20 protein-coding genes are annotated in these 19,987 nt (G+C 67.9%); 11 read left to right on the top strand and 9 right to left on the bottom strand.

The genetic code is table 11. The features are described from left to right. Positions 1-58: 58 nt before the first annotated feature. The 4 genes from ACIGKQ_RS12240 (at position 59) to ACIGKQ_RS12225 (ending at position 3,973) form a co-directional block, all read left to right on the top strand. A complete protein-coding gene (locus ACIGKQ_RS12240) occupies positions 59-1,147 on the top strand; it encodes an S-(hydroxymethyl)mycothiol dehydrogenase (RefSeq protein WP_235721656.1) in 1,089 nt (362 codons plus the stop codon). A 2-nt stretch (positions 1,148-1,149) separates the two neighbouring features. Further along, positions 1,150-1,776 carry an MBL fold metallo-hydrolase gene (locus ACIGKQ_RS12235; RefSeq protein ID WP_396573801.1) on the top strand — a complete coding sequence of 209 codons (627 nt, stop codon included), beginning with the start codon at positions 1,150-1,152 and terminating at the stop codon, positions 1,774-1,776. A gap of 69 nt (positions 1,777-1,845) precedes the next feature. Beyond that, positions 1,846-2,298, top strand: coding sequence for a DoxX family protein (locus ACIGKQ_RS12230; RefSeq protein WP_235721658.1), 453 nt, complete (start codon positions 1,846-1,848; stop codon positions 2,296-2,298). 148 nt (positions 2,299-2,446) lie between these two features. Further along, the gene (locus ACIGKQ_RS12225) at positions 2,447-3,973 is read left to right on the top strand and encodes an ATP-dependent DNA ligase (protein ID WP_396573799.1); all 1,527 of its coding nucleotides are present in this window, start codon (positions 2,447-2,449) and stop codon (positions 3,971-3,973) included. Between the two features lie 207 nt (positions 3,974-4,180). On the opposite strand, the gene ACIGKQ_RS12220 is transcribed toward ACIGKQ_RS12225, so the two are convergent. From ACIGKQ_RS12220 to ACIGKQ_RS12190, 7 genes are all read right to left on the bottom strand, one after another. Beyond that, the gene (locus ACIGKQ_RS12220) at positions 4,181-4,969 is read right to left on the bottom strand and encodes an anti-sigma factor (protein ID WP_396573797.1); all 789 of its coding nucleotides are present in this window, start codon (positions 4,967-4,969) and stop codon (positions 4,181-4,183) included. Further along, positions 4,962-5,648 carry an ECF RNA polymerase sigma factor SigK gene (gene sigK / locus ACIGKQ_RS12215; protein WP_268899804.1) on the bottom strand — a complete coding sequence of 229 codons (687 nt, stop codon included), beginning with the start codon at positions 5,646-5,648 and terminating at the stop codon, positions 4,962-4,964. The genes ACIGKQ_RS12220 and sigK overlap by 8 nt, the downstream gene beginning before the upstream one ends. Continuing rightward, positions 5,645-6,469 carry a DUF1295 domain-containing protein gene (locus ACIGKQ_RS12210; protein WP_396573794.1) on the bottom strand — a complete coding sequence of 275 codons (825 nt, stop codon included), beginning with the start codon at positions 6,467-6,469 and terminating at the stop codon, positions 5,645-5,647. Before ACIGKQ_RS12210 ends, sigK begins: the two co-directional genes overlap by 4 nt. Further along, positions 6,466-7,818: a class I SAM-dependent methyltransferase gene (locus ACIGKQ_RS12205; protein ID WP_396573792.1), complete on the bottom strand. Its 1,353-nt coding sequence runs from the start codon at positions 7,816-7,818 to the stop codon at positions 6,466-6,468. The genes ACIGKQ_RS12210 and ACIGKQ_RS12205 overlap by 4 nt, the downstream gene beginning before the upstream one ends. Further along, positions 7,799-8,641, bottom strand: coding sequence for a DUF1365 domain-containing protein (locus ACIGKQ_RS12200; protein WP_266063314.1), 843 nt, complete (start codon positions 8,639-8,641; stop codon positions 7,799-7,801). The genes ACIGKQ_RS12205 and ACIGKQ_RS12200 overlap by 20 nt, the downstream gene beginning before the upstream one ends. 212 nt (positions 8,642-8,853) lie before the next feature. Continuing rightward, positions 8,854-10,152 carry an NAD(P)/FAD-dependent oxidoreductase gene (locus ACIGKQ_RS12195; protein ID WP_266063306.1) on the bottom strand — a complete coding sequence of 433 codons (1,299 nt, stop codon included), beginning with the start codon at positions 10,150-10,152 and terminating at the stop codon, positions 8,854-8,856. Positions 10,153-10,241: 89 nt separating this feature from the next. Further along, positions 10,242-10,661: a YccF domain-containing protein gene (locus tag ACIGKQ_RS12190; protein WP_235721667.1), complete on the bottom strand. Its 420-nt coding sequence runs from the start codon at positions 10,659-10,661 to the stop codon at positions 10,242-10,244. 97 nt (positions 10,662-10,758) lie between these two features. Between ACIGKQ_RS12190 and ACIGKQ_RS12185 the strand changes: the two genes are divergently transcribed. Continuing rightward, positions 10,759-11,004, top strand: coding sequence for a hypothetical protein (locus ACIGKQ_RS12185; RefSeq protein ID WP_235721993.1), 246 nt, complete (start codon positions 10,759-10,761; stop codon positions 11,002-11,004). Positions 11,005-11,010: 6 nt separating this feature from the next. On the opposite strand, the gene ACIGKQ_RS12180 is transcribed toward ACIGKQ_RS12185, so the two are convergent. Next, the gene (locus ACIGKQ_RS12180; protein WP_266063307.1) at positions 11,011-11,589 is read right to left on the bottom strand and encodes a TIGR03086 family metal-binding protein; all 579 of its coding nucleotides are present in this window, start codon (positions 11,587-11,589) and stop codon (positions 11,011-11,013) included. A gap of 37 nt (positions 11,590-11,626) precedes the next feature. Between ACIGKQ_RS12180 and ACIGKQ_RS12175 the strand changes: the two genes are divergently transcribed. Continuing rightward, positions 11,627-12,472, top strand: coding sequence for an AraC family transcriptional regulator (locus tag ACIGKQ_RS12175; RefSeq protein WP_266063308.1), 846 nt, complete (start codon positions 11,627-11,629; stop codon positions 12,470-12,472). Between the two features lie 100 nt (positions 12,473-12,572). Beyond that, positions 12,573-13,844, top strand: a complete 1,272-nt coding sequence (locus ACIGKQ_RS12170) for a GAF domain-containing protein (RefSeq protein WP_396573788.1) — start codon at positions 12,573-12,575, stop codon at positions 13,842-13,844. A gap of 74 nt (positions 13,845-13,918) precedes the next feature. On the opposite strand, the gene ACIGKQ_RS12165 is transcribed toward ACIGKQ_RS12170, so the two are convergent. Continuing rightward, the gene (locus tag ACIGKQ_RS12165) at positions 13,919-14,527 is read right to left on the bottom strand and encodes a class I SAM-dependent methyltransferase (RefSeq protein WP_396573787.1); all 609 of its coding nucleotides are present in this window, start codon (positions 14,525-14,527) and stop codon (positions 13,919-13,921) included. A 43-nt stretch (positions 14,528-14,570) separates the two neighbouring features. Between ACIGKQ_RS12165 and dinB the strand changes: the two genes are divergently transcribed. The 4 genes from dinB to ACIGKQ_RS12145 all read left to right on the top strand — a co-directional run bounded on the left by dinB (position 14,571) and on the right by ACIGKQ_RS12145 (position 19,965). After that, entirely contained in the window at positions 14,571-15,779 is a 1,209-nt protein-coding gene (gene dinB, locus ACIGKQ_RS12160; RefSeq protein ID WP_396573785.1) for a DNA polymerase IV, read from the top strand. Positions 15,780-16,127: 348 nt separating this feature from the next. Next, complete coding sequence (locus ACIGKQ_RS12155; protein ID WP_266063405.1) at positions 16,128-17,603, top strand: CitMHS family transporter; 1,476 nt, start codon at positions 16,128-16,130, stop codon at positions 17,601-17,603. 35 nt (positions 17,604-17,638) lie between these two features. Continuing rightward, positions 17,639-19,300 (top strand): ATP-binding protein, encoded by a 1,662-nt coding sequence (locus tag ACIGKQ_RS12150; protein ID WP_396573782.1) that lies wholly within the window; start codon positions 17,639-17,641, stop codon positions 19,298-19,300. Then, positions 19,297-19,965 (top strand): response regulator, encoded by a 669-nt coding sequence (locus ACIGKQ_RS12145; protein WP_396573781.1) that lies wholly within the window; start codon positions 19,297-19,299, stop codon positions 19,963-19,965. Before ACIGKQ_RS12150 ends, ACIGKQ_RS12145 begins: the two co-directional genes overlap by 4 nt. Positions 19,966-19,987 lie beyond the last annotated feature (22 nt).

Genomic DNA, 19,987 nt, shown 5'->3' with positions numbered 1-19,987 from the left:
AGTAGCGGACCGTCCGGTGGCAGTCCACCCACACATCGAGAGGATCGAGAAAACCGATATGTCGCAGACAGTCAAGGGAGTCATCTCACGGAGCAAGGGCGCGCCGACCGAGGTGGTCGACGTGGTGATTCCCGATCCCGGACCACGGGACGTGGTGGTGTCCATCAAGGCGTGCGGGGTGTGCCACACCGATCTCGCCTACAAACAGGGCGGCATCAACGACGAGTATCCGTTCCTGCTCGGTCACGAGGCCGCCGGGACCGTCGAGTCGGTGGGTTCGGATGTGACCCACGTCGAGGTGGGCGATTTCGTCGTCCTCAACTGGCGAGCCGTGTGTGGTCAGTGTCGGGCCTGTAAGCGGGGTCGTCCGTGGTATTGCTTCGACACCTTCAACGCCAGTGTGCCGATGACGCTCGATGACGGCACCGAACTGACTCCGGCGTTGGGTATCGGCGCGTTTGCGGAGAAGACCCTGATCCACGAACTGCAGTGCACCAAGGTCAATCCGGAAACCGATCCCGCAGTGGCCGGGCTACTGGGGTGTGGCGTGATGGCCGGTCTCGGTGCCGCGATGAACACCGGCAACGTCGGGCGTGGCGATTCGGTGGCCGTGATCGGTTGCGGTGGTGTGGGTGACGCCGCGATCGCGGGTGCGAAACTCGCCGGCGCGACCACCATCATCGCGATCGACCGCGACCCGGCCAAGCTCGAGTGGGCCACCGACCTGGGCGCCACCCACACCATCAACGGACTCGAGGTCGACGATGTGGTGACCGCCGTGCAGGATCTGACCGACGGCAATGGTGTCGATGTCGTGGTGGACGCGGTGGGACGGCCGGAGACCTACAAGCAGGCCTTCTACGCACGCGATCTGGCCGGCACCGTGGTGCTCGTCGGCGTGCCCACCCCGGAGATGACCCTCGAGATGCCGCTGATCGACTTCTTCTCGCGTGGTGGTGCGCTGAAATCGTCGTGGTACGGCGACTGTTTGCCTGAACGCGACTTCCCCATGCTGATCGACCTGTACGAGCAGGGGCGGCTGCCGCTGGAGAAGTTCGTCACCGAGCGTGTGGGACTGACCGACGTCGAAGCGGCGTTCGAGTCGATGGAGGCCGGCAAGGTGCTCCGTTCGGTGGTGGAGCTGTAATCATGGCGTTGAACATCGAGAACGTGGTCACCTCAGGCAAATTCGAGCTCGACGGCGGATCCTGGGATGTCGACAACAACATCTGGATCGTCGGCGACGATTCCGAGGTCGTCATCATCGACGCCGCTCACTCGGCCGCCCCGATCCTGGATGTGGTCGGAGACCGTACCGTGAAAGCGATCCTGCTCACCCACGGCCACAACGATCACATCACGGTGGCACCGGAACTGTCCGAGGCCACCGGCGCTCCGATCCTGCTGCACCCGGGTGACGACATGTTGTGGAACGAGACGCATCCTGATGTCTCCCATCAGGATTTGACCGACGGTCAGACGGTGCAGGTCGCTGGCACCTCGTTGACGGTGATCAACACACCCGGACACTCGCCGGGGTCGTCGGTGATCCATGCGCCGGAGGCCGGGGTGCTGTTCTCCGGAGACACGTTGTTCCAGGGCGGGCCGGGAGCGACGGGCCGGTCCTACTCCGACTTCCCGACGATCATCGCATCGATCCAGGAGAAGATCTTCTCGCTCGATCCGGAGACCAAGGTCTACACCGGGCACGGCGACGGCACTACCGTCGGCACCGAATCGCCGCACCTCGAGGAGTGGATCAAGCGGGGCAGCTGACGTTGTGGGATGGCCCACAACATGCGGACGGGTATGGAACTCGCGCCCGCGAGGTGCTCTAGTTAGGCAATGCTTACCTATCTAGAGCGTCTCGCCCCGTGGGTCATCGCCGCATTCCGCATCGTCGTGGGGTTCGTCTTCTTCTGTCACGGAACGTCAACCTTGCTCGGGTGGCCGGTCGCCCCCTACGGGGGCGACACCGCGGCATTCGGTGCCTGGCCATCGTGGTGGGCCGGAGCGATCCAGCTGGTCGGTGGGCTGCTGGTGATGCTCGGACTCCAGACCCGGGTGGCCGCCCTGATCGGCTCCGGATCGATGGCGGTGGCCTACTTCTGGAAGCATCAGGGCGACGGACTGCTCCCGATCCAGAATGACGGGGATTCCGCGGCGCTGTTCTGCTGGGCCCTGTTCCTGTTGGCGTTCATCGGTTCGGGCAGGCTCGCCATGGACAACCTGCTGAACCGATCGCCCGATCGCAGCGAGCCGTCCGCGGATCGTTCGCTGGCCGAGCCGGTCTCGTAGCATCGTTGCGCTGCGACGGCGTGGTGGCGTGGTTGGGTGCGTGCACAGTGATCGGAGGCCGTTGACGCGGTGCCAACCGGTATCGTGGCACCGTGGGTCGATTAGCCGATGGTGACGCGGACCTGATCGACGGTGGGACAGCACGACCATGAAACTCGCGCGGGTGGTCGAGACGTCGGCAGCGGTCGCCGCGACGCGGTCACGCAAGACCAAGACCGCCGAACTCGGGGCGCTGCTCGACGAGGCCACCGCCGACGAGATCCCCACCGTGGTCGCGTGGTTGTCCGGGGTCATCGGACAGGGGCGTCTCGGAGTGGGCTGGCGTTCCCTGTCGTCGATGGGCGGGGCGCCTGCCGGTGAACCCACGCTGACTGTTGACGGTGTCGACGAGGTATTCGATCGGCTGGCCGGAGCGCACGGTCCGGGGTCGGCGACGCTCCGCAAGGACTTGCTGATCGAAATGTTCGGTGCCGCCACCGAAGCCGAGCAGGGTTTCTTGCGTCGACTGATGACCGGTGAACTCCGACAGGGTGCGTTGGCCGGCGTGATGGTCGATGCGATCGCGTCGGCCTCGGGGCAGCCGCTCGACCTTGTGCGTCGCGCCCACATGCTGACCGGTTCACTGCCGGAGACCGCTTCACTTGCCGTGCACGGCGGAGCCGATGCGCTCGCGGCCGTGGGCTTGCAGGTAGGGCGGGCGGTGGCGCCGATGCTGGCGACACCGGCCGATTCGCTGGCCGACGCCGTCGTCACGCTGGGCCCTGATGTGGTGGTGGACTTCAAACTCGACGGGGCGCGGGTGCAGGTGCATCGTCGCGGGGACGAGGTGTCGGTCTACACCCGTAGCCTGCGTGACATCACCTCCGCGGTCCCCGACATCGTTGAGGTGGCGCGCCAGTTGCCTTGCGACGCAGTTATCCTCGACGGTGAGACGCTCACCCTGGACGCCGACGGACGTCCGCGTCCCTTCCAGGACACCATGAGTCGTTTCGGGTCGGCCGGAGTGGCCGACGACGATCCGGCTGCGCTGCTGCGCCCGTTCTTCTTCGACTGTCTGCACCTCGACGGGGTCGATCTGATCGACCGGCCACTGACCGAACGGCTCGATGCCTTGACCGCACTCGCGGCGGACCTGCGCATCCCGTCGGTGGTCAACCCCACCGTCGAGGAGGCGCAGAGCCATCTGGACGCGGCGCTCGCCGCAGGCCATGAAGGCGTGATGGTGAAATCGCTCGCCGGACCGTATGCGGCGGGGAGACGCGGGAAGGCCTGGCAGAAGGTCAAACCCGTGCACACCTTCGACCTGGTGGTGCTCGGCGCGGAGTGGGGATCGGGGCGCCGCACCGGCTTCTTGTCGAACCTGCACCTCGGTGCACGCGACCCAGACGGCGGCCCGCCGATCATGGTCGGCAAGACCTTCAAGGGCCTCACCGACAAGCTGCTGCAGTGGCAGACCGACGAATTCCCGAAGCACGAGAGTCATCGAGACTCGTACACCGTCTACCTTCGGCCCGAGATCGTGGTGGAGATCGAACTCGATGGCGTGCAACGCAGTTCACGTTATCCCGGCGGTGTGGCACTGCGATTCGCGCGAGTCGTGCGCTACCGGCCCGACAAGTCCGCCGACGAGGCCGACACCCTTGCGACAATCCGCGCGTTACTGCCGGATTCGTAGGTCGAGCGGGTTCCCGACCGCTGGTCGAATGGGTGCTGACCGCTGGTTGGGAGGCGCCATCCGCTGGTCGAGTAGGTCCGAGCCGCTAGGCGAGGACCGTATCGAGACCAGCAGCAAGGGTTCTCGTTGGCTGTGGTCTCGATACGCGGGCTCGCCTGGCGGCTCGCTCGTTACTCGACCAGCCATGGGAGTGCGACCGATCCAGCGTCAGCTCAGTGGCAACTCGGCGACGAACGGACCGGACGGCTGCGTCGAACCGCCAGGCGGTTCGACGGTGAAGGCCAGCGCGGTGGCGTCGCCGAGATCCTTGATGACCGCGGTGGTCGAGGGAGCGACGTCCTCGTCGGTCATCGTGCCCGCCGACGTCTCGCCGGTAGGCCCGACCAGCCACATCTGATAGACCGTGCCCGGCTGGGGCGGCGGCACGTCGTTCATCACCAGCACCCCTGCGTCGGCGGTCGGCGAGTAGGTGACGGTCGCGCGGCCGCTGGCCACGTCACCCGACGAGGTGCGCACGTCCTTGGCTGCGAACACCTGCTCGGCGGTGGGTGGTGTGGTGGTGTCGGTCGTGGCGACACCGATCACCCAGCCGACGGCGCCGACGGCGACCGCCACCACGGCAGCGGCGGCGGCGTACATCAACCGACGCCGGCGATGTATCGGGGTGACGGATGCGACCGGTCGTGCATCATCAGAACCATCGTCGGGTGAGGGCGCGGCTCGCAGCCGCGTCACCTCGGGGGTGGTGTCCGGGCGTTCGGCCTCGGCTCGCGCGGCCGCGAGCACCCGCTCGCGCAACGTCGCCGGGGGAGTTGTCGCGGTGACGTGGCTGATACCGGCCATTGCTTCCCGAGTGGCGGCCACCTGCCGGTCGAACGCCGCGCGGACCTCGGGCGCTTCGGCATCGAGTCGGCGATGCAGATCGTCGAGTTCGGCAGATTCCACCGCATCGAGGCCCACTGCGGGAGCCAGGTCGAGGAGTTCGTCGTCAGGCATCACGATCCCCCAGACACTGTCGTAGCCGCTTGAGGCCGTCGCGGATACGCGACTTGATGGTCGGCAGGGCTACGGAAAGCCGTTCGGCGACCTCCCGGTACGACAGGCCGTGGTAGTAGGCGAGGTCCACTGACTGACGCTGCACCTCGGTCAGTGTCTGCAGACAGCCAAGTACCTCGCGGGTGACCTCCCGGGATTCGACGGCCTCGGTGACCTCGTCGAAGGTTGACGGGATACCCGCCAGCCCGTAGTTGACGTCGCGTCGGCTGGCCGCCGATTCCGAGCGCACCCGGTCGACGGCACGACGGTGCGCGAGGGTGATCAGCCAGGACAGTGCCGATCCGGCGTTGGGATCGAACGACCGCGCCGAACGCCACACCTGCAGGAACACCTCTTGGGTGGTCTCCTCGCTGAACCCGGGGTCACGTAGGACGCGTAACACCATGCCATACACGCGGTCGCAGGTGAGGTCGTAGAAGCGTGCGAAGGCCTCGGAGTCGCCGGTCGCGATCCGATCGAGCAGGGCCGGCAGTACGGCTACGTCGGATGCGGGATCTGCGGTCACCGCGCACACTCGGTCGTCATCGACGATCAGCCTAGTAGGCGGGCGGCCGACCCTCAACGACTTCCCGGTGGATACCCGAACGGGAGCCGAGCCGCCGGGGGCGAGCACGGTCATGGTGTCGACTCCGACCGCGCCCGCGGCGGGCGGGGCAGGAAGTAGGACGTGCGCTGCTGGTACTCGGGATAGCCCGGTCGCTTGCTCATCGATTCTTCGAGCAGCCGGGCGCCCGTGGCGAAGACGAGGAAGTAGGTCATCGCCACCGGCGACAGCACCGTCAGTACGCCGGGCCAACTGCTCGCGGCGATCAGCCACACACCCCACCAGACACTGGAGTCGCCGAAATAGTTGGGATGCCGTGTCCACGACCACAGACCGCGGTCCATGATCTTGCCTTTGTTCGCCGGGTCGGCCTTGAACCGCCTCAGCTGGGCGTCGCCGACCGCCTCGAACGTGAAACCCAACAGCCACAGGACGACACCGGCCACCAGCACAATCGTCCAAACGCCTTCGGTGGCGTCGACCACCGCCGACACCTGGATCGGCAGCGACACGAACCACTGCGAGATCCCTTGCGTGGCAAAGATCTTGCGGGCCACAATGCCGATCTCGGTACCGCCGGAACGCTCCAGCATCTCGGTGTAGCGCGGATCCTCACCCTTGCCGGCCGACTTCTCGTACATGTGCCAACTCAGCCGCAGGCCCCACACGGTCACCAACGCCGCGAGCAGCCACCGGCGAGTCGCGTCGCCGGGGCCGAGGATCAGCGCCAGCCAGGAGATCCCGACGAAGCCGAGGCCCCACGAGACGTCCACGACGTTGTAGCGGCCGATGCGATGGCCGATCGCCATCGTGGCAGCGTGCAAGACCAGCAGGAACACCAGCGCTGCCGCGGTGAGGATTCCGAAGACCGCCCACGGGGATGTGTCGGCGATCATCGCGGGTCCTCGACCGCGCCGCGGGCGAACACCAGCTGGTGTACATCGAGATAGCCGGCGCGGAAACCGGCCTCCGAGTACGCCAGATAAAACTCCCACATGCGGCGGAAGGTTGCGTCGAAGCCGAGGGCGGCGACCTCGTCGCGGCGGGCGGTGAAGCGTTCGCGCCACAGTCGCAACGTCTCGGCGTAGTGGGCTCCCATCGCCTCACCCTCGATCAGACGGAGCGACGTGCGGCGACGGGTCACCGCGTCGAGAGCCTTCAGCGAGGTCAACTGACCGCCGGGAAAGATGTACTTGTGCACCCAGGTGTAGGTGCTGCGCGAAGCGACCATCCGGTCGTGCGGCATGGTGATCGCCTGGATGGCGACCCGTCCGCCCGGCGCCAGCACCCGGTCGATCGTCTGGAAATAGGTCGGCCAGTACTTCTCACCGACGGCCTCGATCATCTCCACCGACACCACCGCGTCGTACTCGCCCCGGACCGCGCGGTAGTCGCAGAGGTCGATCTGGACGCGATCGGCCAGCCCGGCGCCGGCCACCCGCTCCCGGGCGAGGGACTGCTGCTCCGACGACAAGGTGACCGACCGGACCGTGGCGCCGCGGGCGGCGGCTCGCAGGCACAATTCACCCCACCCGGTGCCGATCTCGAGCACCCGGGTGCCCGGGCCCACACCCGCGGCATCCAGCAACCGGTCTATCTTGCGGCGTTGCGCGGATTCCAGATCCGACCACGGTGGACGTGTGCCACGTTCGAGGTCGGCGAACAATGCGCTCGAGTAGGTCATCGTGTCATCGAGGAACAGTGCGAACAGATCGTTGGACAGATCGTAGTGACGCGCGATGTTGCGGCGCGTGTTCTTGGTCGAGTTCTCCTCTGACTCTGGATGTTTCGGCAGCACGACCGACCGTAGTGTCTGCAGAGGTCGCGGCACCAGCCGCGCCACCCGGGTGGCGAACGGGGTCAGCACGCCGACGAGGTCGTCGGTCGTCCAGTCGCCGGCCATATACGACTCGCCGAAGCCGATCAGCCCGCCGGTACCGACCCGCCGCGCGAACTCCGTCGGACGGCGGATGATCATCCGCGGCAACACCCGATCGCCGTGGTCACCGAGCACGGTGCCGTCGGGCATCTCCACCCGAACATCCACGCCACGGACGGCATGCCGGAACAGGCGGGCCGCTGCGGCGCTGCGGATCGCGGTGGTACGGCCTCGTGGCGGCTGCGCGACATCGGGCCAGCGTGCGGCCTCGGCGGGCGTCAGATCGGAGGCGGCGTCGTCGGCGACGGTTGCGGCCTGGGTGTGGTCGGCTGAGTCGCCGGAGAGATCACGAAGCGGAGCGTTCATCGTCGTCCTTTCGCGAGACGGGAGTGCCGGATGCGGGGCATGCGGAGACGGTCATGGAGTCGGGGTGTGCAGGGCGTGGGATGACCGGGAGTCGGCGAAGCCACAGTCGAATTCCGTGGATTCGGATGCGTGCCGACACGAGCACAGGAGCGAGCGGCGCGCGCAGTTGGGTGCGGATGATTTCGGCGGTGGTGGCCGGTCGGGCACGCCCGGTGACCGATGCGGTGAACGGGTCCTGGCCGTCGCGGTGCAGTGTCACCGACACCGCGACCCGACCGTCGGCGCGCGGCGGCGGGACATGGAGCCGGTAGGTGCCGTCCACGTCGTTGAACGGAGAGACGTAGAACTCCTTGGGTACCAACGCATCTCCGTGGGAATCCGGGGTCACCACGTAGCAGTGCCGCTCGCCGTAGGTGTTGTGCACCTCGGCCACCACACGGTCGAGCGTGCCGTCTCGATTGTGGCACCAGTACACGCTGAGTGGGTTGAAGACGTGACCGGCCACCCGCGGGGACAGCAGCGCCACCACCCGACCGGAGGGCGGTGCGAGGCCGGCGGTCGCGAGTTGGTGGTGGAGGCGGGAGCGCAGCGTGTCGCCGGGGTGAGTGGGTTGCCCGAAGTGGTCGGCGGCACGGAAATGTGCGAAGGGCCGCAACCATTTTCCGGTGATGGGTGGGTGGTCGACATCGATCAGCCACGCGACGCTGCGGTGGGTGAACGCGTGCCGGATCGGCGATGTGCGGGCGTGGCGGATGCGGGTGTGGACGATCGCCGGGGTGGGTGGCCCTTCGTGACGCTCGCAAGCTCGCTCCTCAGGGACCAGGTGACGCTCGCAAGCTCGCTCCTCACGGACCAAGCTGATGCCGCTGCTCCCTGAGGAGGCCCGGAGCGTGCGGAGGGCCGTCACGAAGGGTCCCACGAGGGAAGACGTGGTCTCCTCACGTGGTCTCGATACGCCCCCTCGCCTAGCGGCTCGGGAACTACTCGACCACCGACGTGGGCCAACGACGGAGATCGGCGCCAAACGGTTGCCGGTCATACCGACACCTCGGGCTCGCCGGCCGGCCGCATCGCGCCGAGGTGTTGTGCGGCACGCAGCCCGGACACCGCCCCGTCCTCGTGGAATCCCCAGCCGTGGTAAGCGCCGGCGAACGCGATGCGGTCGGTATTCGCATCCGGCAACAGAGCCTGTGCGGCAACGGATTCGGTGGTGTACACGGGGTGTTCGTAGCTCATCTCGTCGATCACGGTGGACTCGTCGACGAGGTCGGTGCGGCCCATGGTAACCAGCATGCGGGGCTGCTGCGCGGACAGACGCATGAGACGGGTCAGGTCATAGGTGACGGCGACATCGGAACCGTCCGAGCGGATCTGGTAGTTCCACGATGCCCACGCACGGCGCGCCCGCGGTAGCAGGGTGGTGTCGCTGTGCAGGACCGCGCGCTTCATCGAATACCCGATGGCGCCGAGTGCACGTTGTTGCGCGGCGGTGGGTCGGGTCAGCATGCTCAGCGCCTGGTGCGGATGCGTGGCGACGACCGCCGCATCGAACCGCTCGGGGCCGGCATCGGTGCTGATCTGCACCGCATCGTCGATGGTCTCTACCGCACGCACCGGAGTGCTCCGGCGCACCATGCCGCCGGTCGCGTCGATCCGATCGGCGATCTTCGCCACGTAACTGGCCGAACCACCCACCACCGTGCGCCAGGTGGGTGAGCCGAACACCGAGAGCATCCCGTGGTGCTCGAGAAAGGTGAACAGGTAGCGGGCCGGGTACTCTGCGGCCAGGTCGGCGTCACACGACCACACGGCGGCCACCAACGGGACGAGGAAGTTGTCGACGAAGTAGCGGGAGAAGCGTTCGCGAGCCACGAACTCCGACAGCGGCTCGTCGGAATCCGGGGTGTCGAGAAGCCGTCGGGCACTGCGGTGGAAGCGGGTGACCTCGCCGAGCATCATCAGGTAGCGGCCGCGGGTGAGGTTGCGTGCGGTGGGGAACAGGCCACCCACGCCCAATGCCCCGGCGTACTCGAGTCCGGTGAGCGTCAAGGACACCGACATCGACATGTCGGTGTCCTGGGTCGCGACATCGAGATCGTCGAACACCCGCAGCAGGGTTGGATAGGTGCGGTCGTTGTGCACGATGAACCCGGTGTCGACCGGCACCACTTGCCCGTCGGGCATCGTCACGTCGTGTGTGTGCGCGTGACCACCCAGGCGATTGTCGGCTTCGAAGAGGGTCACGGTGTGGCGGTCGGCCAACAGGTGTGCGGCGGTCAGTCCTGCCACACCGCTGCCGACCACGGCCACTGATCCGAACGGCGTTCTGCTCATGCCCGGTGTTCGGTACCGGGACACGATCGGATGGGTGCAGTGGCGTGTGACCTGCCGCAGAGCCGTGCGGGGTGGTCATCGCCGTCAGATCAGTACGCCGGGCGCTGCCCGGGCGCTGCGCCGGTGACGACGTCGCTGTCGGTGGAGACGATCTTGGCGCCCAGCGGCAGCAGCGACACCGGCACCATCTTGAAACTCGCGATACCCAGCGGGATGCCGATGATCGTCAGGCACATCGCCAGGCCGGTCACGATATGGCCGATGGCCAGCCAGATGCCGGCCACGATCAGCCAGATGATGTTGCCGATCAGCGACATCGCGCCCGCGGTGGGTTTGCGGACCACGGTGCGGCCGAACGGCCACAGGGCGTAATTGGCCATCCGGAACGAGGCGATGCCGAACGGGATGGTGATGATCAGGATGCAACAGATGATCCCGGCCACCGCATACCCGATCGCCATCCACACGCCGCACAGCAGGAGCCAGATCACGTTGAGGATGGTCTTCATGACGTCATTGTCCGCCACCGGCCGACCCGGCGTCGAGGAGTCGGGCAACCGAGGCGGCCGCACAGAGATCTGTTCGCAGGCCCGTTACCCTGGCGCCATGGCCGACCGGGGGCGTGAAGCGGTGTGGGCGGTGCTGACCACCGTCGTACTCGTTGTGCGCATGCTGGCCACAATCGCGCTGGTGTTGCTCGCGATCGGGTGGGCGGTCGCCGCCGTGCGCGACAGCATGAACAACCAGTTCCTTTGGCCGGCGGTCATCACCGGAACGGTGCTGCTGCTCAGCACCTACCTCTACAGCTTCCTGCGCGCCCGGTATCCGCGCCGCAATGGGTGGATTCCGTAGCGCGGGTCAGGCTTGTCGCCCCAACGTTGCCAGCAACCGTGTCTGCCGGTCGGCATCCGGCGCCACCTCGACGCCGGGCTTGCAGACGCCGTCGCCGTACAGAGCCGGGCCGAATCCGGCTGCGGCGGTCTCCATCAGGGTCATTTCGTCGTCGCTGAACCGCACGTCGAGGCCGGCGGCGCTGCCCACATCCCAGCGATGGGCCACCATGTCGAATCCGTAGAAACGCATCAGTGTTTCGCCGATGGTGGTGGGTCCGAAGTGGCCGTCGAAGGATCGGTCGCCGACGGCGGGGTCGGTGAGGGCCTCCGAAACCCGGTCGGCATGAGTTTGCCAGGCGGTCACCGGGTCGTCGAGATCCGGGCGCGCGCCGAGGTCGATCCCGTGGCCGTCGAAGAACTGGCGTTGGGTGTCGATGACATGGGCGACGACGTCGCGGGCGGTCCAGCCGTCGCACGGCGAGTCGGCGGACCATGCGTCGGCGGGCACCGAGGCCACGACGGCGGCGAAACCGTCGGCGAGTTGGCGGTAGCGGGCACCGAGGTCGGTGCCGGAATCCTGTGCAGTGTGCGATGAAGTGGTCATGATGGAACGGTAACCAGACCGACCGGGGCGAGAATTGATGAAATCCGACAGTTCGGGGCAGCCCGCAGGCACCCGTATCGACGAGGTGGAACGTGCCCACCTCGTCGACCCCGGCGACACGTCGTTCGCGATCGGCCGCTGGGCGCCTGCACCCGATGTCGCCGACCTGATCAGGCGGTTCTGGGTGCCGATCTGGTCGGTCCCGCCGGGTGCGGAGGCTCCGCAGCGGGTGTTGCAGTATCCGGTGTGTCTGGTGGTGGTGACCGCGGAATACTCGCGGTTCTACGGCGTCGTGACCGGGTTGTCGGAGACGGTGCTCACGGGTGAGGGCTGGGCGATCGGGACGATGCTGACCCCGGCCGCCGGGGGACTGATCACCGGCGGCGCGGTGTCGGACTGGACCGACCGATTCGGCGATCTGTCCGAACCCGCCGGCGCGGCCGGAGCGAGGCTCACCGCCGACGTGCGGGCGGTGATGGCGCCGGGCCCGCGTGACCCAGACCGTCAACACGAGGCGACCGACCTGGTGGAGGCGTGGATTCGTGGGTTCGCGCCGGTCGACGACGACGGGCTGCTGATCAATGCGATCGTCGAGTTTGTCGAGGGTGACTCGTCGGTGACGTCGGTGACCCAGATCTGCGACCGCTTCCACGTCACCGAACGCAGCCTGCAGCGACTGACCCGACGGCGACTCGGGCTGACCCCGAAGTGGCTGATCCAGCGGCGGCGGCTGCAGGAAGCGGCCGAGCGGCTGCGCGGCGCCGACACCACCCTCGCGGTGATCGCGGCCGAGCTGGGCTACGCCGACGAAGCGCACCTGGTGCGTGACTTCCGCACCGTCACCGGGATGACCCCGGGACAGTTTGCCGCACGATTCTCTTAGTGCGACGTGCGTCACGCTAGGCTTGCGGGACGGGGGTCGTGTTGCCCCCACCACTCCGGGCGGCACGATCGGAGCAGATGAGACCGATTACGGAGGGCTGATGAGCGATCCTGTCTCGGCGTCCTCCCGTGTCCGCAGGGCGTATGAGGACTTCCTGTCCGGCATCGCCCCCGCCGACGACTCGGTACGTTCGTTGGTGCGGGACTCTTGGGCGCGTTCGGTCAGTCGGGGCGTGAATCCCGGGGAGGCGGTCCCCGACGACGACACCGCGGCGATGAGTGCCGCAGAATTCGCCGAGTATCGCGCCGCGCACCCGATCACCGCGGTGCGTCCGCTGGTGCAGTCGCTGATGCTCGACGACATCGCCGACACCGGGGTGGTGGTGGCGCTGACCGACCAGGCCGGGCGACTGCTGTGGGTGGAGGGTGCCACCGACGCGCGCGACCGGGCTGCCGACATCAATTTCGTCGAGGGCTCGCTGTGGAGCGAGGAAGTGGTCGGCACCAACGCTCCGGGGTTGGCGCTGGCGGTGGACCGCGGGGTGCAGGTGGTGGGTCCAGAACACTTCGCCGGGCCCGTCCAGCAATGGAGTTGTGCCGCCGCGCCGGTGCACGATCCCATCACCGGCCACGTCATCGGTGTCATCGACGTGACCGGCGGACGTGAGGTGGCGGCACCGTTCGCGCTGGCCGCGGTACGTTCGGTGGTGGCCGCTGTGGAGCGCGAAATGCAATCCCGTGCAGTCGACCTCGCTGATCCGACCACGTTCTCGCCGGCGCCGGCCGGGGCTCGGCTGTCGGTGCTCGGCGCGGGCGGCTACATGTGGCGGGCGAGCGGGGGCGAGCGCAGCCTGTCGCGGCGTCACGCCGAGATCCTGCTGCTCCTGCAGGCTTACCCGGAAGGGCTCAACACCGAACAACTCGCGCTGCTGCTCGCCGAGGACGGGGTGGACCCGGTCACCGTGCGGGCCGAGATCTCCCGCCTGCGTAGGGATCTGGGTACCGACGTGGTGGCGTCGCGGCCCTACCGGCTGACCGTCGAACTGACCTCCGACGTCTCCGAGGTCCGTGACCGTATCGCGGCCGGTAGCGACCTCGGCGGGGTCATCGACCTGCTCGGTCGCGGCGGATTGCTCGCCGAATCGTCGGCGCCGGGTGTCGTGGAGCTCTTCGAGGAACTGCGTGAGGATCTGCGTTCCCGGCTCATCGCGCAGGGGGAGGTCACCACGTTGCGCAAGTGGACGTCGTCGACCCATGGTCGGGACGACCTGGTCGCATGGCGTCGACTCGAGCACCGGTTGCCGGCCGGGCACCCGGATCGGGCTGTGGTGGGTGGTCGAATTCGGTTGCTGGACAAGCGGTACGGCGTCTAGATTCCGCGGACGCTGCGCCCAGTCGACGGGAAACGGCGCCCAGTCGACGGGAAACGGCGCCCACTCGACGGGAACTATTCGGCACGTCGGGCGTGTAGCACCACATCGTGGGTGTGCGCTCCACCGCCGGCGGCCACGCCGCGTTCCCGCGTCTCGTCGGTGAGTATCGTCCAGCCGTCTGCGAGCAGGGCGGCGACGTCGGCGGGCTGGAAGTAGTCGTCGGGGTTGCGGCCGTGCGCGCGGATGCCCTCGGCCTCGTGGGAGACCATCAGCAGTCGACCACCGGGCCCGACCGCCTCGATGATCCTGCGGATCGAGGTCTCGTCGGTGCGGGCGAGCGGGAAATAGTGCAGCGACACCAGGCCGAAGTCGCGGCCGGGGATCTCGTCGACGGTGAGATCGGCGCGCAACCAGGTGATCGCCTCCCGGGTGTCGGTTTCACGGGCGCGGTCGATGGCCACCTGGGAGATGTCGACGGCGGTGACCTGCCAGCCGCGGTCGGCCAGCCAGCGTGCGTCGGCGCCCTCACCCGAGCCGACGTCGAGCGCGGCGCCCGGCTCAACGTCGGCGATCTCCGTGATCAGGGCGGGATTGACGTCGGCGGTCCACAGGCGGTCGGCGCTGCTGTACCGCTGGTCCCATTCCGCTGCGCCGTCCATGTCGCCGTGTGTGTGCTCGTTCATACTCCGACCGTACTTGTCAGACCGCCATGCGAACATATGTTCTATGCGCATCGAGCGTAAGGACCGGTCGGAGGCCACGATCCTGCATGCCGATCTGGATTCCTTCTATGCCTCGGTTGAGCAGCGTGACGATCCCCGCCTGCGGGGACGTCCGGTGATCGTCGGCGGTGGGGTGGTGCTGGCGGCAAGCTACGAGGCGAAGGCGTACGGGGTGCGGACGCCGATGTCTGGTCGGGAGGCCCGGGCACTGTGTCCCGACGCGATCGAGGTGCGCCCGCGATTCGACGCATACTCCGAGGCCAGCCGCGCGGTGTTCGAGATCTTCGACGACATCACGCCCGTCGTCGAAGGTATCTCCGTCGACGAGGCATTCATGGACGTCGGCGGCCTGCACAGGATCAGCGGCACTCCGCTGAAGATCGCCGCTGACCTGCGCAAACGTGTCGCCACCGAGGTGGGGCTGCCGATCACCGTCGGTCTGGCGCGTACCAAGTTCCTGGCCAAGGTGGCCAGTGCGGTCGCCAAGCCCGACGGGTTGCTGGAGGTGGCGCCGGGCACCGAACTCGAGTTCCTGCATCCCCTGCCAGTGCGGCGGCTGTGGGGTGTCGGCGCCGTCACCGAGGGCAAACTCGCCGACGCAGGCATCCGTACGGTGGGCGATCTCGCCGCGTTCGGTGAGCACGGCCTGTGCGGTCTGCTCGGCCGGGGCGCAGGCCGGCATCTGTATGCCTTGTCGATGGCGCGCGACCCGCGGCGGGTCGAGACGGGTCGTCGGCGCCGGTCGATCGGTTCCCAGCGTGCGCTCGGGCGTCGACCGAAGAACGAGGCCGACATCGAGGCCACGCTCGTCGCGATCGTCGAACGTCTGGGCAAACGGCTGCGCGGCGCGGATCGGGTCTGCCGAACCGTGGTGCTGCGGCTGCGGTTCGACGATTTCGGTCGTGCCACACGATCGCGGTCGTTCCTGGAATGCACCGATCGCACCGACATCATCATGGCCGTCGCACGCGGTCTGCTCGACGACGCGAAGCCGCTGATCCGGGAGCGCGGGTGCACGCTGATCGGGTTGTCGCTGACCAACCTCGACGACCACGACAGCGTCCAGCTGAGTCTGCCATTCGAGTCCGACCATGCCGCCGACCTCGACATCGCGATGGACGCACTGCGCAACCGTTTCGGCAGGGATGCGGTGACCCGGGCCGTGCTCGTCGGCCGCCACCACGGCGACGACGCACCTATGTTGCCGGACTGAGGGTGTGGTGCGGGGTCTCGATACGCGGCCTCGCCCGGGGGCTCGGTCGCTACTCGACCAGCGGTTGGTTCGGCTGATCGAGGGTGTGGTGCGGGGGTCTCGATACGCGGCCTCGCCCAGGGGCTCGGTCGCTACTCGACCAGCGGTTGGTTCGGCTGATCGAGTAGGTGACGAGCGCAGCGAGGAGCCGTATCGAGATCACCTCGCGTCCATGCACAAAACGCGCAAAAGACGAGTTATGCGCGCAAGCGTGACTGTGACCTGCATTACCCGCAGAGTGCTCTTGTAACGGCCGCGACCACGAGTCCGCACACCTCCGGCCGTCCCCCACGCAGAAAGAGCTTGGCAATGTTGGTAGCACTCGGCCTCGGTATGGTGGCCACCTTCATGTTCCTGATCATCACCAAACGGGCGACCCCGGTGGTCGCGCTGATCCTGGTGCCGGTCGCGTTCGGTCTGTTCGCGGGCGCCGGCCTCGACATCAGTGACATGATCGTCGACGGCATCGAAGACCTCGCGCCCACCGCGGCGATGCTGTTCTTCGCGATCATCTTCTTCGGCATCATGATCGACGTCGGACTCTTCGACCCGATCATCCGATTCATCGTCCGCGCGGTGCGCAACGATCCGGCGCGCCTGGTGGTGGGTACCGCGGTGTTGGCGATGCTCATCTCCCTCGACGGCGACGGCTCCACCACCTTCATCGTCACCACCGCAGCACTGCTGCCGCTGTATCTGAAACTCGGTGTGAGTCCGGTGGTGTTGACGGTGGTCGCGGGCCTGGCCAACGGCACCATGAACATTCTCCCGTGGGGAGGGCCGACGGCACGGGCGGCGAGCGCGCTGGGCATCGACACCAATTCGGTGTTCCTGCCGATGGTTCCGGCACTCGCCGCCGGACTGATCGTGGTGTTGTTGTTCGCCTTCCATCTCGGTGTGCTGGAACGCCGTCGTATCGGGCAGATCGAGATCCGCGAGTCGGTGCTGGCGCCGCGCGACGAGGTGTTGGTAGCCGCCAGTGGCGGGTCGGGGACCGACGTGCCCCGCGGTGGCCGCGCCGGGCGAAGCGGTTCGGTCACCGGCGGTTCCGGCGACTACAGCGACTCCGAAGCCGTGACTCGCGACCTGCCCACCGCACCCGACGGCGCACCCGCCGACCCGGCGGCCTCCGCCTTCACCGGCATCCTCGATCCGAACCGGGACACGCTGCGCCCCAGACTCTTCTGGGTGAACGCCGGGCTCACCGTCGCACTGCTGGCGGTCCTCGGTCTGGACCTGGTGTCGATCCCGGTGTTGTTCATGATCGCCTCCGGTATCGCGCTGGCCGTCAACTTCCCCCATCTGAAGGATCAGCAGGCGGCCATCACCCGGCACTCGTCGAGCATCGTGTCGGTGGTGGCGATGGTGCTGGCCGCCGCGGTACTGACCGGCGTGTTCAGCGGAACCGGCATGGTCGAGGCCATCGCGCACTGGTTGGCCTCGGGTATCCCCGACTGGATGGGACCGCACATGGCCGTCGTCATCGGCGTGTTGTCGATCCCGTTGACCTTCCTGATGAGCAACGACGCCTTCTATTTCGGTGTGCTGCCGGTGCTGTCAGAGACCGCGACCCGCTACGGCATCGATCCCGCCGAGATGGCTCGTGCCTCGATCACCGGTCAGCCCTTCCACATGCAGAGTCCGCTCGTGCCGGCGATCCTGTTGCTGGTGGCCCTCGCCGGCGTCGGGCTGGCCGATCACCACAAGAAGGTGCTGTGGCGAGCCGCGGCGGTGTCGCTGGTGATGCTCGGCGTCGGCTGCCTGATCGGCGCGATCCCGTTCTGATCTGAGCCCACCTCACCGGCGAATAGGCTGGCCGCATGCGATTGCGAACGCAGGTACTGCTCCTGCAACTCGCCGTCATCGCGGTCAGCCTCGCCGTCGGTTTCGGGCTGGTGCTCTCCGGCGCCGACGACCGGGTCCGCGACGAGTACGCGCAACGAGCGCTCGCCATCGCCCAGTCGGTGGCCGCCGACTCGACCGTCATCGACGAGGTCGCCGTACGTCAGGGCGCCGTCCTCGACCCGGCACAGCTGGCGGCCGGTCCGCTGCAATCCGAGGCCAACGCGGTGCGGCAGCGCACCGGCGCGTTGTTCGTCGTCATCGGCAACGCCTCCGGCATCCGGCTGGCTCACCCCGACGACGACCAGCTCGCGCAACATGTCTCCACCGACCCGTCCAACGCCCTGGCCGGCAACGAGGAGGTGACCACGGACCGCGGGACCCTCGGTGAATCGGTGCGGGCCAAGGTGCCCATCGTCGACGACGGCCGAGTGGTCGGTTTTGTCAGCGTGGGCGTGTCCACCGAGCGGCTGGCCGCCGAGACCCGTCGCGACATCGCCGCCACCGCGATCATCGCGCTGGTCGCGCTCGGGGTGGGGGCGCTCGGATCGATCCTGCTCGCCCGGCGCTGGCGCCGGCTGACCCTCGGCTTGGAACCCGACGAGCTGACCGAGCTGGTGCGCGAGCAGGGCGCAGTGCTGCACTCCATCGCCGACGGCGTGCTCGCCGTCGACAGCAGCGGCGTCGTGCGCGTCGCCAACGACACCGCGCGACGACTGCTCGATCTGCCCGACCCGGTCGGAACCGATGTCGACGAGCTCTCGCTGAGTCCCCGGGTGCGGGGCGTGCTGGACCGGCCGACACCCGACCCGGTCGCCGCGACCATCGGGGACCGGGTGGTGCTGGTCAGCTCGCACACCGTCGAAGCCGACGGCCGCGACCTGGGAATGGTGCTGTCGGTGGTTGACCGCACCGACGTGGAGCACCTGACCCGCGAGGTGGATTCGATTCGTGCGATGAGCACGGTGTTGCGGGCGCATCGACACGAGACGGCGAATCGGATGCACGTCCTCGCCGGCTTGCTCCGGCACGGACACACGGCCGAAGCCATCGACTACCTCGAGGAGGTCAACGGCGTCGGCGGCCGAGGCGCGCGCCTGGCGGGCCTCGACAATGTGGGCGAGCCGCACCTCGAAGCATTCCTGGACGCCAAGGCCGCCCACGCGCGCGAACGGGCGACCACGCTCACCCTCGGTGACCAGACCTGGGTGCAGGGCAGCTTGCGCGATCCGGTTGTGGTGACCACCGTGTTGGGTAACCTCGTCGACAACGCGATCGATGCCTCCGCGCGCCCCGAGGCCGCCGGGCCGGGAGGCGATGCTCACGGCGCCGTCGAGGTGGAGGTGATCACCGACGGACACGACCTGATCATCAGTGTCGCCGATTCCGGTCCGGGTATTTCGTTCGACGACCCGGCCGAGATATTCGCCGAGGGCGTGACCACCAAGGCGGACGCGGCGGTACCCGGTGGGCGCGGCATGGGGCTCGCGCTGTCACGGCAGATCGCCCGACGCATCGGCGGCGACATCTGGGTCGCGGACCCCGGCGGCGACGATGGCGGCGCGGTGCTCGTCGCCCGCCTGCCCGCGGTGTTGGAGACCGCGCAGACGGCCGACCAGGACGGAGAGGGAGACCGATGAACGACGAGTTGGGTGTGCTCATCGTCGACGACGATTTCCGGGTCGCCGCGCTGCACGCGAGCATCGTCGAGGCGGTGCGCGGGTTCCGGGTGATCGACCGTGCGGGCAGCGTCGCCGCGGCGCGCTCCGCGTTGGCCAATCACGGCAGCGCCATCGACCTCGTGCTGCTCGACGTCTACCTGCCGGACGGCTCCGGAATCGACCTCGTGGGCGAGTTGCCGTGCGACACCTTCATCGTGGGAGCCGAGACCGACGCGGGCGCGGTGCGTGCGGCGATGCGGGCCGGGGCGCTGGCCTACCTGATCAAGCCGTTCGATGACACCGAACTCGCCCGTCGGCTCGCCGGATACGTCCAGTACCGGCGGGTGCTGTCCGCCGACGACGTCGATCAGCACGCGGTCGACACCGCGTTGTCGGCGTTGCGCTTCGGCACGCGGGCCGCCGAACGCGCCGATGCCGCGTCCCCCACCGAACATCGCATCCTGGAGTTGTTCGCCGATGCCGACGGCCCACTGTTCGCCGATCAGGTGTCCTCGGCGGTCGGGGTGTCACCGGCCACGGCGCGCCGACATCTCGCTCACCTCGTCACTGCCGGGCGGCTGAACATGGCGTTGCAGTACGGCAGCACCGGTCGGCCGCGCCAGGAATACCGGCTACCCGGGTAGCGGTGTGCGATCGGCCGTGCGC

Source organism: Gordonia sp. NPDC062954, from assembly GCF_044543825.1.
Classification (GTDB): domain Bacteria; phylum Actinomycetota; class Actinomycetes; order Mycobacteriales; family Mycobacteriaceae; genus Gordonia; species Gordonia tangerina.
This window is presented reverse-complemented; position numbering and strand designations above follow the sequence as displayed.

Excerpts from the sequence above, each read along its gene's own strand:
- ACIGKQ_RS12240 (WP_235721656.1), top strand. The coding sequence starts at position 59 with ATGTCGCAGACAGTCAAGGGAGTCATCTCACGGAGCAAGGGCGCGCCG.
- ACIGKQ_RS12235 (WP_396573801.1), top strand. The coding sequence starts at position 1,150 with ATGGCGTTGAACATCGAGAACGTGGTCACCTCAGGCAAATTCGAGCTC.
- ACIGKQ_RS12230 (WP_235721658.1), top strand. The coding sequence starts at position 1,846 with ATGCTTACCTATCTAGAGCGTCTCGCCCCGTGGGTCATCGCCGCATTC.
- ACIGKQ_RS12225 (WP_396573799.1), top strand. The coding sequence starts at position 2,447 with ATGAAACTCGCGCGGGTGGTCGAGACGTCGGCAGCGGTCGCCGCGACG.
- ACIGKQ_RS12220 (WP_396573797.1), bottom strand. The coding sequence starts at position 4,969 with ATGCCTGACGACGAACTCCTCGACCTGGCTCCCGCAGTGGGCCTCGAT.
- sigK (WP_268899804.1), bottom strand. The coding sequence starts at position 5,648 with ATGACCGTGCTCGCCCCCGGCGGCTCGGCTCCCGTTCGGGTATCCACC.
- ACIGKQ_RS12210 (WP_396573794.1), bottom strand. The coding sequence starts at position 6,469 with ATGATCGCCGACACATCCCCGTGGGCGGTCTTCGGAATCCTCACCGCG.
- ACIGKQ_RS12205 (WP_396573792.1), bottom strand. The coding sequence starts at position 7,818 with ATGAACGCTCCGCTTCGTGATCTCTCCGGCGACTCAGCCGACCACACC.
- ACIGKQ_RS12195 (WP_266063306.1), bottom strand. The coding sequence starts at position 10,152 with ATGAGCAGAACGCCGTTCGGATCAGTGGCCGTGGTCGGCAGCGGTGTG.
- ACIGKQ_RS12190 (WP_235721667.1), bottom strand. The coding sequence starts at position 10,661 with ATGAAGACCATCCTCAACGTGATCTGGCTCCTGCTGTGCGGCGTGTGG.
- ACIGKQ_RS12185 (WP_235721993.1), top strand. The coding sequence starts at position 10,759 with ATGGCCGACCGGGGGCGTGAAGCGGTGTGGGCGGTGCTGACCACCGTC.
- ACIGKQ_RS12180 (WP_266063307.1), bottom strand. The coding sequence starts at position 11,589 with ATGACCACTTCATCGCACACTGCACAGGATTCCGGCACCGACCTCGGT.
- ACIGKQ_RS12175 (WP_266063308.1), top strand. The coding sequence starts at position 11,627 with ATGAAATCCGACAGTTCGGGGCAGCCCGCAGGCACCCGTATCGACGAG.
- ACIGKQ_RS12170 (WP_396573788.1), top strand. The coding sequence starts at position 12,573 with ATGAGCGATCCTGTCTCGGCGTCCTCCCGTGTCCGCAGGGCGTATGAG.
- ACIGKQ_RS12165 (WP_396573787.1), bottom strand. The coding sequence starts at position 14,527 with ATGAACGAGCACACACACGGCGACATGGACGGCGCAGCGGAATGGGAC.
- dinB (WP_396573785.1), top strand. The coding sequence starts at position 14,571 with ATGCGCATCGAGCGTAAGGACCGGTCGGAGGCCACGATCCTGCATGCC.
- ACIGKQ_RS12155 (WP_266063405.1), top strand. The coding sequence starts at position 16,128 with ATGTTGGTAGCACTCGGCCTCGGTATGGTGGCCACCTTCATGTTCCTG.
- ACIGKQ_RS12150 (WP_396573782.1), top strand. The coding sequence starts at position 17,639 with ATGCGATTGCGAACGCAGGTACTGCTCCTGCAACTCGCCGTCATCGCG.
- ACIGKQ_RS12145 (WP_396573781.1), top strand. The coding sequence starts at position 19,297 with ATGAACGACGAGTTGGGTGTGCTCATCGTCGACGACGATTTCCGGGTC.